General features: G+C 44.2%; 10 protein-coding genes. 4 read left to right on the forward strand and 6 right to left on the reverse strand.

What is annotated here, in order from left to right:
• Positions 1-74: 74 nt before the first annotated feature.
• The 4 genes from V7K69_RS28455 to V7K69_RS28470 form a co-directional block, all read right to left on the reverse strand.
• Positions 75-1646, reverse strand: a complete 1572-nt coding sequence (locus V7K69_RS28455) for an oleate hydratase (protein WP_335040727.1) — start codon at positions 1644-1646, stop codon at positions 75-77.
• A 104-nt stretch (positions 1647-1750) separates the two neighbouring features.
• On the reverse strand, positions 1751-2104 hold the full coding sequence (locus V7K69_RS28460) for a DUF5335 family protein (RefSeq protein WP_335040729.1): 354 nt from the start codon (positions 2102-2104) through the stop codon (positions 1751-1753).
• A gap of 121 nt (positions 2105-2225) precedes the next feature.
• Positions 2226-2765 (reverse strand): general stress protein, encoded by a 540-nt coding sequence (locus V7K69_RS28465; protein ID WP_335040731.1) that lies wholly within the window; start codon positions 2763-2765, stop codon positions 2226-2228.
• Positions 2766-2873: 108 nt separating this feature from the next.
• Entirely contained in the window at positions 2874-3299 is a 426-nt protein-coding gene (locus V7K69_RS28470; RefSeq protein ID WP_335040733.1) for a hypothetical protein, read from the reverse strand.
• A gap of 617 nt (positions 3300-3916) precedes the next feature.
• On the opposite strand from V7K69_RS28470, the gene V7K69_RS28475 reads away from it, so the two are divergent.
• From V7K69_RS28475 to V7K69_RS28485, 3 genes are read left to right on the forward strand one after another with little or no spacing between them, the layout of a single operon-like run.
• The gene (locus tag V7K69_RS28475; protein ID WP_335040735.1) at positions 3917-5416 is read left to right on the forward strand and encodes an efflux RND transporter periplasmic adaptor subunit; all 1500 of its coding nucleotides are present in this window, start codon (positions 3917-3919) and stop codon (positions 5414-5416) included.
• Positions 5413-6708 (forward strand): ABC transporter permease, encoded by a 1296-nt coding sequence (locus V7K69_RS28480; protein WP_335040737.1) that lies wholly within the window; start codon positions 5413-5415, stop codon positions 6706-6708. The genes V7K69_RS28475 and V7K69_RS28480 overlap by 4 nt, the downstream gene beginning before the upstream one ends.
• A 5-nt stretch (positions 6709-6713) precedes the next feature.
• On the forward strand, positions 6714-7421 hold the full coding sequence (locus tag V7K69_RS28485) for an ABC transporter ATP-binding protein (protein ID WP_335040739.1): 708 nt from the start codon (positions 6714-6716) through the stop codon (positions 7419-7421).
• 316 nt (positions 7422-7737) lie between these two features.
• On the opposite strand, the gene V7K69_RS28490 is transcribed toward V7K69_RS28485, so the two are convergent.
• Together V7K69_RS28490 and V7K69_RS28495 are read right to left on the reverse strand one after the other, a co-directional pair.
• Positions 7738-9129, reverse strand: coding sequence for a malic enzyme-like NAD(P)-binding protein (locus tag V7K69_RS28490; protein ID WP_335040742.1), 1392 nt, complete (start codon positions 9127-9129; stop codon positions 7738-7740).
• Between the two features lie 276 nt (positions 9130-9405).
• Complete coding sequence (locus V7K69_RS28495; RefSeq protein ID WP_335040744.1) at positions 9406-10104, reverse strand: Uma2 family endonuclease; 699 nt, start codon at positions 10102-10104, stop codon at positions 9406-9408.
• A 195-nt stretch (positions 10105-10299) separates the two neighbouring features.
• Between V7K69_RS28495 and V7K69_RS28500 the strand changes: the two genes are divergently transcribed.
• Positions 10300-11997 (forward strand): alpha/beta hydrolase, encoded by a 1698-nt coding sequence (locus tag V7K69_RS28500; protein WP_335040746.1) that lies wholly within the window; start codon positions 10300-10302, stop codon positions 11995-11997.
• Positions 11998-12110 lie beyond the last annotated feature (113 nt).

A 12110-nucleotide genomic window follows, 5' to 3' on the forward strand; every position in this document is an offset into this window, starting at 1 on the left:
TCCCGTTGAAACGCCCGTTAGTCAAAAGAGGCAGAGGAGCAGGGGGCAAGGGGGAAAGACTGAGACGGAGAAACTTACCTAAACGCTTTGACTAAAGCCTTAAACTCGACTTGCAGTGACTTGTCATGACGCGAGATAGGTGGAATCTGGCGATCGATACTTAGGAATTCGTAGACTGCCATCTGAGCAGCTCGCACCGAATATTCAACTGTGAAGACGACATCATCAGCAATTTCCACAAACTGGCTGATGAAAGCAAGGTTCTTTGAGCTACGAGGGATCGGCAATGGTCGATCGCTGCGTAAACGAGGCATAAACATACTTGTGATGTACGGCATTCTGCAAGGAATGCAGTTTGCCGATTCTACTATGTCCAAATCGAATCTTAAATGACCGCAGAGTTCTCGCAGAATTTCTTCACCGTTGCAGTCGCTCATTGGCTTGGGAACGAAGTTACCGATGCGATCGCCAAAAAGAGCATATCCCCAGAAGACTTGTACATCAGCAGGCTGGTTTATAAAGTGGGGTTGATAGGCGAGGACAATGGACATCAGCCAATTTGAGTCTTTAAACGTGATTAGCCCACCAGTCCCCGCTTGATTGCCGCTAAATTTGGCGATTTTATCGAAGAATGCAGGGTTTTTCAGTGTCACCGTGAAAGACTCCCAGAGAGACTCGGCAATGCTGCTGTTAAAAGCAGCAGGATTACCAAAATCTGGACTTTCTGCTGCCAGCTTTTCCCACAAAGTCCAACTGGTGCAGTCCTGTTTAGTCAGCTTCTTGGGCGCACTTGTCATCGACCCCAAACTTGAGGCATCGGTCATCGAGCCATTTTGCAGAAAAACTAGGTCGCTATCTTTAACCGCAATGGTTTTGCTTTCACCACTCTGCTGATAATGAATGCCTGTCACTACCAACTTCCCCTCTACGGTGGTGCTATCCAGATCCGTCACCTTGCAATCGACGAGGAAATGGACATTTTGGGCAGCAAGCCAACTCTGTAAGGGAAGAATCAATGAATCGTACTGATTGTAGATGGTGCGTTTAACACCTGCCAGGGTTTCAATCCGAGAGAATTCCAGCATGAAGCGATGCAAGTAACGCTTGAATTCAACAGCACTGTGCCACGGCTGGAAAGCGAACGTAGTCACCCACATATACCAAAATTCCGTCTCGAAGAATTCAGGGGAAAGCCAATCTGTGATACAACTAGCACCTAACTCAGTTTCACCAGCTTGGGTAAGTTTCAGTAACTCTTGACGATTTTGCATGGAAAAGCCCATCGAACTTACAGGGACTTTCGCCCGTCGGCTGTCAACCAGACGCGCCATAGAATTTGACTTATGCTGCTCATTGAACTCCATCGTTTCGTCAAATACCGTTTTACCCGGCGAACTCAGGGAGGGGATCGACTTGAAAAGATCCCAAGTGCATTCGTAATTGTCGGTCGTTAACATCCTTCCCCCGCGCAGGGAATAGCCATCTGTAGGGTTCCCGGCTCCATCCATACTTCCGCCCAGCAAGGGTTTTGCTTCTAGGATAAAAATATTTCCGCCAGGGAGTCCGCCATCACGAATCATGAAGGCGGCGGCTGCCAAAGAGCCGATACCACCACCTAACAAATAGGCATTAGATTCCTTAACCATATCAACTAAGTCCCTGCAAAGCTTGGTTTAATCGTGTTTTACGTCTTTTGTGAACCTAAATCTAAAGTTCTTGACGTGTCGGAGAGATAATGATTTCATTCACATTAATTAGCTTGTAGCTGGATCAACGTTTTTGTCCCCGCAGCGTCACTAATCCGAAGCGCTATCATCACACCGTTTGAGTTCTGTCCCGTTAAAACTTCAGTTGGTGAATCGATTGTGTGAGCGTAAGTCACTTCTTCTCTACCCACTTCAATTACCAAATCATCTCCTTTGCCGGGGCGATCGTAAACCATTGCCATTAAAGGTGCGTTCTGAATCAGTTCTGCATCACCGAGTTCTGAATCGATGATTTCGATTGAAATATGTCGTCCACGATTACCACTTGAAAACAGATCAAAAAATTCACCCCATCGCTCACGCGGTACAGATTTGTTAATGTCAATTTTACTTACCATGATGACTCCTTTAAATATCTCCAGAAATTAAATATGCGTTATCCAGAATCCTTGTAGAGACGTAGCGGTGCTAGGTCTCTACTATATCTATCTAATGTTGCCGGGTTAATAGTTCAAAGCGTTAAACAGGGATCGAAATGCTCATTCCATGACTAATTCTGTCTAGCATCTGCCTCGCCTGACTGACATCCTCGTTGCTGCCTGTCACGAGGATTATAAACTCGCCTGCTTGAATTTGAGTCTCGTACTTCACTATCTCGTGCTTGGGGATTCCTAACCCTCCTAAAGCACCTGCCAGTCCTCCGACAGCAGCAACACCAGCAGCACCAACAAGTGTTCCTTCCAACCAACCGGCCAATACTCCTGCAATGGGGCCAGCAATGATGATTGGAGCAACTCCGGGAATAAACAGCACTCCAGCCCCTGCTAAAATGCCAAATAAACCTCCGACAAAGCTACCCCAATAACCACCCCCTACGGCTCCAGCTTTGGCCGTATCTTTCCAGGTGAGAAATCCCCGCACATGTTCAGTTGTTTGATAGTCTTTACCAATAATCGAGAGCTTTTGCATATCAAAGCCTTGTTTTTGTAGCTCCAATACAACCTCTTCTGCTTCTGCATGGGAGGGGAAATGAGCAACAACCGTATGTGAATATGTCATGAGTTTGGTTCCTTTTTATATGTCAAGCAAATTAATAATTATTAATTCATAATTCATAATTAAAAAAGGTTTGTATTTAGTCTTTAATTACGAATTACGAATTACGAATTACTTCTTCGTAGTTACCGCAGCAGCTTCGGCATCTAGTCTGGCAGCGATCGCTTCTAAGGTTGCTTTCTCAGCCTCTTCAATGGTGGCGATCGCTAGGAAGGTCGCCGTAGCTGCATGGTTTTCAGCTTTATCTGCCCGATGTTCGAGTTTCTTTACTTTGCGACCCGTTTTCCATTCCTCGACATGGGACTTCACTTCAGATTCTTTTTCCTCGAATTGAGTTTTGAGCTTTGCCCGATAATCATCGAATTCTTTTTTCTTAGCATCCAGCTTTGTCTTCGCTTCATCAATTTGAGATTCAATCTCAGTTTGAGTTTTTTTCGGCGCAGATTGAATACTTTCTCTCAGCGATTTTACCCGATCTTCAACCGCTTCTAAATTGTCATGAAGATTTTTGGTGAAGTTATCAATTGCAGTACTCATGATAATTACCTTAGTATGTTGAATTTATGAAATTTGGCTATATTATTGTCAAGTTTAAATTGAATTTAAGCTTGAGTTTGTTTAGCCGCACATTTAATATTTACAGACTTTTTCCAATATAACCTCTACCTTTTGAACGGTTTAGTAGAAGTTATACAATTCATACACTATTTAAAGCTTTTCAAAACATAATTAATCTTACGAAAGCTTTACCTTTACTCCCTTTTGCAAGACTTTAGACGCTAAATATTGCTTTCAAATTTTTGAAGTTTTTTATAGCGATCGCTTGATTACTCTCAATACCCAAAAGTAAAAGTGAGATTTTTTTAAATCAATCAAATAACCCTAGAAATCAAACATACCTTTGTCATAATGAAATAGTAATCCATTACACAAAGCTATTATTACTAATAAAAATAGAGCGAAGATTGATGAAGAATTGTGAATTCACAATTCACAATCAAACATAATTCAATTCTGTTAGCGCACCGAGGGGTAGCTCATCTGGTTCCTGACAACTGAATTATTTCTGATAATTTTCTAAAATCTTCAAATCCTATAGACAGTTTTTATACACCCCAATCACTTGTTGCATTCTGAAATTAGAGGTATCACCTATGACCATTGCCTTAAAACCGAAGGAACTAAAGCCTAAAGAACTAAAGCCGAATGGACTGAGTAAGCTAAAAGCAAATAAATGGCTACTTGGTTTACTGATATTGATTTCCATGATTGGCGTTGGCTATCTCGCTTATTACCAAATGGTTGTAGTGCCTCAACAGCAAGCAAAGCTGAAGATTCAAACGGCTTTAGTTAAGCGGGGGAATCTAACGATCGCGGTTTCTGCAAATGGAACTGTTGAACCCGAACGTTCAGTTAATGTGAGTCCAAAAACGTCAGGGATTTTGAAGCAACTGCTGGTTAAAGAAGGCGATTCTGTAAAACTTGGGCAGGTGCTTGCTTACATGGATGCCTCGAATCTTCAGGGGCAATTACGTCAGGCTCAGGGGAATCTCGCTGCGGCTGAGGCAAATGTGCAAAAATTACTCAATGGGAATCGAACTCAAGATATCGCCACAGCAAAGGCACAATTGGCTGAACAAGACGCAAATCTCCAAAAATTACTCAATGGGAATCGACTTCAGGAAGTTGCCCAAGCCCAAGCCCAGTTAAGAGATGCTCAATATGCCCTGCGTCAAGCTAACGATGATCTCAAAAGAAATCAAGAACTTTATAACTCAGGTGCGATCGCTCTCCAGAGTTTGAATACCTTCCGCACTAGCCGCGATCGCGCCCAGACTCAAGTTAACCAAACACAAGCAGCTGCTTCATTGATGCGATCGGGAACTCGGCCAGAAGAAATTATTCAAGCCGAGGCACTCCTCAAACAGAAACAGGAGGCTGTATCGCTCTCTCAAGCGGGATCACGACCGGAGGACATTCAGCAAGCCCGCGCCCAAGTCGCGGCGGCTGAGGGAGCAGTGCAAATTATCCAGACAAATATCAACGATATGGTGATCCGTGCCCCCTTTAGTGGGATTGTCGCCCGGAAATTTGCCGATCCTGGCTCATTTGTCACGCCTACCACCGCAGGTAGTTCGGTTTCTTCTGCCTCATCGTCTTCCATTTTGGCTCTCGCATCCACGAATCAGATTGTTGCCCAAGTTGCAGAAGCGAACATTGCCCAAATTCGCATGGGTATAGTTGCGACAATTCAGGCAGATGCCTATCCGGGGAAAACTTTTACTGGACAGGTGACGCAAATTGCCACCCAGTCTGATGTTGTGCAAAATGTCACTAGTTTTGAGGTGAAGACATCAGTGCCAGATCCCCAACATCTGCTGCGATCGGGGATGAATGTCACTGTGGACTTTAAAGCCGGAGAGTTAAAAAATGTGCTGGTGGTACCGACTGGGGCGATCGTTCAACAAAATAATTCTCAGGGCGTATTTGTGGCCAAGGGCAAAGGCGATTCTGTCTTTGTGCCGATTGTAGTCGGGACAACGGTGAATGACAAAACCGAGGTAAAGTCTGGCTTAACCGGAAACGAACACGTCTTACTCAGCTTTCCACCTGGAACCCGTAAGGTTTCTACGCCTAACGGGAGACCTTCATGAAAAAACGTATTGATTCGCAGACAACAAATCGATCGCGCCGTCCACGAAAGGGCAAAATCTCTTTCGGTGAAGTTCTGATCATGTCAGTCGAAACGCTTTTGGGCAACAAATTGCGGACAGGTTTGACTATGTTGGGGGTGATTATTGGCATCTCCTCGGTGATTACGATTACCGCCGTGGGACAGGGTGTGCAGAAGTCAACGGAGTTACAAATCCAAGCACTGGGAACAAACGTGATGGTAGTCACGGCGGGGGCAGCCAGAACAGGCGGCATCAGTTTAGGAGCGGGTTCAGCCAGTACACTAACTTGGGAAGATGCTAAGGCGATCGCTAAACAAGTCCCAGCCGCTAAATCGGTTTCGGCATTCTTACAACGCAATTCAATTCAGGTCGTCCGGGGCAATACCAACATTGCCACCACCCTTGTAGGCACGGATTTAAACTACCCAACTATCAAAAACATTCATCCTCAAACGGGACTCTTTTTTAGTCAAGGGGATTTGGATGCTGTCCGCCCTGTGGCGTTTCTCGGTTCCACTGTGCGCGATGAATTATTTAACACAAATGAATCCGTGATTGGGGCTGATTTACGAATTCGGGGCAAGCGCTACACCGTGGTAGGGGTGGCGGAATCGAAGGGAACGTCGGGTGGACAGGATCTTGACGATGTGATTTATATCCCCTTAACCAATATGTCTGCCCAAATTGTGGGCAATAACGCCTTAACGGGTGTCGCAATTAATGGATTTTGGTTAGAAGCGATCGATGGGGATCAATTGAACTCGGCTCAATTTCAGGTGACAAATATTCTGCGTTTACGGCATGGCATTCATCCGCCAGCCGTCGATGATTTTCGGATTACCAATCTAGTTGATATTATCAGCACTTTCAGCAGTGTGATGGGTTCATTTACCTTGATGATAGGTGCGATCGCAGGTATTTCTCTGATTGTCGGCGGCATTGGCATTGCCAACATCATGCTAGTTTCGGTGATGGAACGAACGCGAGAAATTGGCATCCGCAAAGCCGTAGGTGCAACCGGCACAGATATTTTAAGGCAGTTTTTGACTGAAGCGATCGTTATCTCCACAGTTGGCGGTGTGATTGGCGTGGGATTGGGCATTGGGTTCGCGTTTACGGCTGCAACTGTGTTCAAATTTCCGTTTATTGTGCCGTTATGGTCGATTGGGGCAGGGTTTAGCCTTTCCTTCATCGTTGGCATTCTGGCTGGCGGCATCCCAGCGCGTAATGCTGCCAAATTAGATCCGATTTCAGCACTACACAATGAGTAATCACTATGGCAAACATGATTTTAATGGAGGGGATCACGAAAACCTATCACTTGGGAGAATTGGATGTCCCCGTTCTGAAGGAAATTGATTTATCGATTGAAGATGGGGAATATGTGGCGATTATGGGGGCTTCGGGTTCAGGGAAATCAACACTGATGAACATCATCGGCTGTCTGGATCGTCCTACGAGTGGAAAATATATCTTAGACGGTAGAGATTTGACAACCCTGGATGACGATGAACTTGCAGATATCCGCAATCAATATATTGGTTTCGTGTTTCAACAATTCAATTTGTTGCCTCGGTTGACGGCACTAGAAAATGTTATGCTACCGATGATTTATGCAGATGTATCCCGATCAGAACGAATACAATCCGCGACTGTAGCCTTAGAAAAGATCGGATTAGGCGATCGCTTAACAAACCGCCCTAGCCAACTTTCGGGAGGACAACAACAGCGAGTAGCGATCGCGCGGGCGTTGGTGAATCATCCTGCTTTGGTGTTGGCAGATGAACCAACGGGGGCGTTAGATTCCAAAACTTCTCACGAAATTATGAATTTGCTGACGGAATTAAATCAACAGGGAACTACGATCGCAATTGTTACCCATGATGCAACGGTAGCAGCTCAGACAAAGCGGGTGATTCAGATGCAGGATGGGGTGATTGTTGAGAGAGCGATGGCTACGCCGACCAAAGTTACGCGGCTTTGAGTTAAAGCTTGGGACATTGAGGCGACAGTGAGTAGACTTTGGTTTTGACTAACTGTTACACACGAAACATTTGTAATAGTTGTCAAAGAGCAGAAATTGTTAGCCGTACAACCGAAATTTTGAAGAAGAATTCAGAAGTCAGAATGGGCTAAACCTTAGCTATCCGCTAACAGGAGTCAGAATCAAGACGCTCACGGACTCGCTAACGCTGCGCTATCAGTCGCGGGTCTGAATCCGCAACTGATTGTTCGCGCTTGCGTCTCGTAGAGAAGACCACCAAATCCTAGATTTGGAGGGGATTTTAAACTGAATTTAATTAATTCTGAGCGATACCTTCTTGACGTGCTGCTTGTTGTACAGCAGCAGCAACAGCATTGACAACTCGCTCATCAAAGACTGAAGGAATAATATGTTCCCGATCCAAATCTGAAGGCTTGACTAAAGAAGCGATCGCATTTGCGGCTTCTAAATACATTGTGGTGGTAATTGTCTTTGCCCGACAATCTAAAGCACCACGGAATACCCCAGGAAAAGCTAGGACGTTATTGATTTGATTGGGGTAATCACTGCGACCAGTGGCGATAACAGCAACATCTTTACTAATTAATTCTGGCTGAATCTCTGGAATGGGATTTGCCATTGCAAACACAATTGGATCTTTCGCCATTGAATGCACCATTTCTGGTGTTAAAACTCCTGGTGCGCTGACTCCAATAAATACATCTGCCCCTTGCATTGCACCCGCTAATGTACCTTGAGCTTTCACGGCAAATTCGAGTTTTTCTTCTGTCAAATCGGTACGACTGGTAGAGATAATCCCTTTAGAATCGCACATCCAGATTTTTTCTGCCCCAGCTTTACGAAGTAACCGTGCGATCGCTACTCCCGCCGCCCCAGCACCGTTAATTACGATGCGGATTTCTGCCATTGTCTTATTTACCAGTTTTAGAGAGTTAAACAACGCTGCTAAGGTGACAATGGCCGTACCATGCTGATCGTCATGAAAAACGGGGATATCTAACTCATCGCGCAATCTCTTTTCAATTTCAAAGCAGCGAGGTGCAGCGATATCTTCTAAATTCACACCCCCAAAAACTGGCGCGATATTCTTAACTGTCTGGATAATCTCTTCTGTATCTTGGGTTGCCAGACAGATGGGAAAAGCATCTAGCCCCGCAAATTCCTTGAATAGCATTGCTTTACCTTCCATGACTGGCAGAGCAGCAGCTGGGCCGAGATTTCCTAATCCCAAAACGGCACTACCATCGGTAACAATAGCAACAGTATTTTGTTTGATGGTTAACTTGTAAACTTCCTCTGGATCTTGAGCGATCGCTGTACAAATTCGACCAACTCCAGGAGTGTAAGCCATTGCCAAATCGGATACACTCTTCAAGGGAATTCTGCTAGTAATGCTGATTTTGCCACCGCGATGCAAATTAAAGGTGCGATCGTAAACACTGAGTAACTTGATATCTGGTAATGCTTTCACTGCTTGCACAATAGTTTCAGCGTGTTCAGTACTAGCAGCATCAACGGTAATATCGCGGGTGGACTCTTTGCGGGTTTGCTCGATTAAATCAATTTGACCGAGATTACCGCCAGTGGCTGCGATCGCCTGGGTTACTGACGCTAACATCCCTACACGATTGGGAATTTGCAAGCGCAGTGTCAAACTAAAACTAGAATTAGGAGTTAGGTTTGCCATGTTGATTTTGGATTTTAAGTTTTAGATTTTATATTGAATTGAGACGAAAACTAAAATCTGAGATTTGTAGTCAGTACAAACATCATGAATGTAAACTCTTGGGATCAGCTTCAGTAGTTAGTTTCTTGACTGTTTACGATTTTGATAATTATTTTTATTGATACCAATACATTCACTAATATCAATGAGTCACAATTTAGTAATTGTACCCAAATACACTAGATATTTTTTAATATTTTATCTATATAAATAATTTGTATTATTTAATACATTTTTTCAGTATTTCTCAGCTAAACACTCAACAAACTCCACGTGTTCTTGTGAATTTAACCCTTGTTGCAGCACTGCTAAAACTTTTGTCATATCCCCTGTAATTATTGAGGTGACATCTAACCACAAACCTGGAAATACTCTACTTTTAATCACACCATCTGCATCTGCTACAAATGGCAAATATTCACCATTTTGCAAATAGAACCAGTCGAGTTTATTCTCTAAAGTCTGCCAGACGATATATTCCTGCACTCCATTGCGACGGTAGGCGCGTTTTTTATCGTACAAATCAATAGATGCACTACTGGCTGCCACTTCTGCGACTAATTCTGGTGCGCCTTCTACGTAATCATCTTTACTGATCTGTGCCTGTCCCCTGGCTGGTTTATCTATCAACAGCACAACATCAGGCTGTGGTTCATTGTCTAAATCCAAGCGCACGGTAGCATTGTCGCCTAGCGCTAGCCCAGGAGTGCAAGCTTGATAAACTCCCAACCAGGTAATCAACTGTCCATGAGGTTGGCCATGACTTCTAAAACGCAGTGGTGATGCCACGTAGACGACTCCTTCGATTAATTCTGCTTTTTTATTAGGCATTGCTGTGTAGCGACGCTCGAATTCGTGGCGGGTTAAGCGATCGCCACTTTCTAAGGGAGGGATGGAAGCGTTATTATTTAAGCCATGTTCTACAGAAGCCGCCATTACCTGATTCCTCATTCACAGGAGTTGTAGCTTGAATTTAACATAGTGAAGCCTCATGTTTTCGAGAAGCCGCCAAGAGTACGTCTACGCAGACAAGAAGTTTCTTAATGTAACTGTCTATACTAAAATTGGATAATTCTAGGGAATATATCCTGTCCAAAGTTGTTTGGCAGGGTTAGACAGTGGGTTTTTCTAATGAAAAAATTTCTGAGATACCTGGGTTTAGGTTTGCTATCTACCTTTTTGACTTCTACTCCCGGATTGGCGGCTGAACGCATTAGCTTTTTTTATCCTCCCTTCGGCGAATTCTCGTTATCGGTGGACTCGCTAGAAACTTTTGCGAAAGTTGGGAAAATCGATCAAGATTTTTCATTTTATGCTAGCCGTGCTACTCCTCAACAACTTGCTCAACTGCGGGATCTGCTCCAGCAAAGGTTCAATATCACTCCTACTTTAGTATCTCAAGTCACTTACTCACCGATCGGCGAGGAGGTAGTGCAACAACTAGGAAAATTACTCCTCACTGAGTCTCGACAGAACGGCTTCTATGCCATACGTGCCTCTTTGATTTTGGCTGCTGCCGATCGAGAGGGTTTAACGGTGGTAAATTTGCTGCGGAAATTTCCTAGCAATACTATGCGGGTAAATTTCACAGAAGGGTTAAGGATAGTCGATGACTTATCACAGTTGCTCAAGAAAAAGGATGAAGTTGTAGCTTCTCTTCAAAAAGAGGCGATCGCTCAAGCAGCCAATTCAACTGTTGACTTCTCAAAACAAGCAGATTTGCGATCGCCAGGAAAATTCCGTTGGCAGAAAAAAAGCCTGGAGTTAAATGACATTTCTCGCTCACGCCGTCTACCGGTAGATATCTATTTACCTACAACTCAAAACTCAGAACCCACAGATCAGAATTCTCCGTCTCCTCCCTTCCCTTTGATTGTCATTTCTCACGGTCTTGCTTCAGACCGTTCTACCTTTGTCTACCTGGCTGAACATCTAGCATCTTATGGTTTTGCTGTTGCTGTACTAGAACACCCTGGTAGTAATGCCAAACGTTTTCAGCAATACTTTGCGGGTTTGGCAAGTCCACCAGAACCAGAAGAATTTATCAACCGACCTTTGGATATCAAGTATCTCCTCGATGAACTCCAGCGTTTAGAAAAATCTGATCCCACTCTCCACGGAAAACTCAATTTTCAGCAAGTTGGGGCGATTGGCCAGTCTTTTGGTGGTTATACCGTTTTGACTCTAGCAGGAGCAACGATTAACTTTGAGCAACTGCGCCAAGATTGTAATCCCAATTATTCATCCTTTAATTTGTCGCTGTTGTTGCAGTGTGAAGCAACTAAGTTACCCCAAAAAAATTATCAACTCAAAGACGATCGCATCAAGGCAATCATGGCGATTAATCCGATTGACAGCCTAGTTTTGGGTGAGAGCGGAATCAGTCAAATTAAAATGCCTGTAATGCTGGTAGCAGGTAGTCAAGATATTTTCGCTCCACCTGTATTTGAGCAAATTCGCCCCTTCACCTGGCTTTCTGATCCCAATAAGTACCTGGCTTTGATTGAAAACGCCACCCACTTTTCAGCGATCGCAGAACCGACTCCTGAAAATGATATTTTACCTGTGCCACCTGCCTTACTGGGCCCCGATCGTGATGCTGTTTTTTCCTATCTCAACGCCCTCAGCGTCGCTTTTATGGAAACCCATCTCCTCAACCGCCCTGAATACCGTTCCTATTTGCAGCCATCTTATGCCACATTTATCAGCAAAGAGCCGCTTAATCTCAGTATTTTACAGTCGTTATCGGTAGCTCAATTTAATCAAATCTGGAGTGCGTCAATTCCCCAGTCAGTCAAACTATCAAATCCTCAACCTACCCCGCGTTAGTTATGAACGGGAGCATCGTCAAAACTGGAGTTTAGACTAAAAGCGATATGAGAGAAAGCAGACCAAATGGAATTAGAGGTTAAAAATATTATCTTGTCAGCCTGAAAGCATCC

Source organism: Nostoc sp. (assembly GCF_036917775.1).
Lineage (GTDB): Bacteria > Cyanobacteriota > Cyanobacteriia > Cyanobacteriales > Nostocaceae > Nostoc.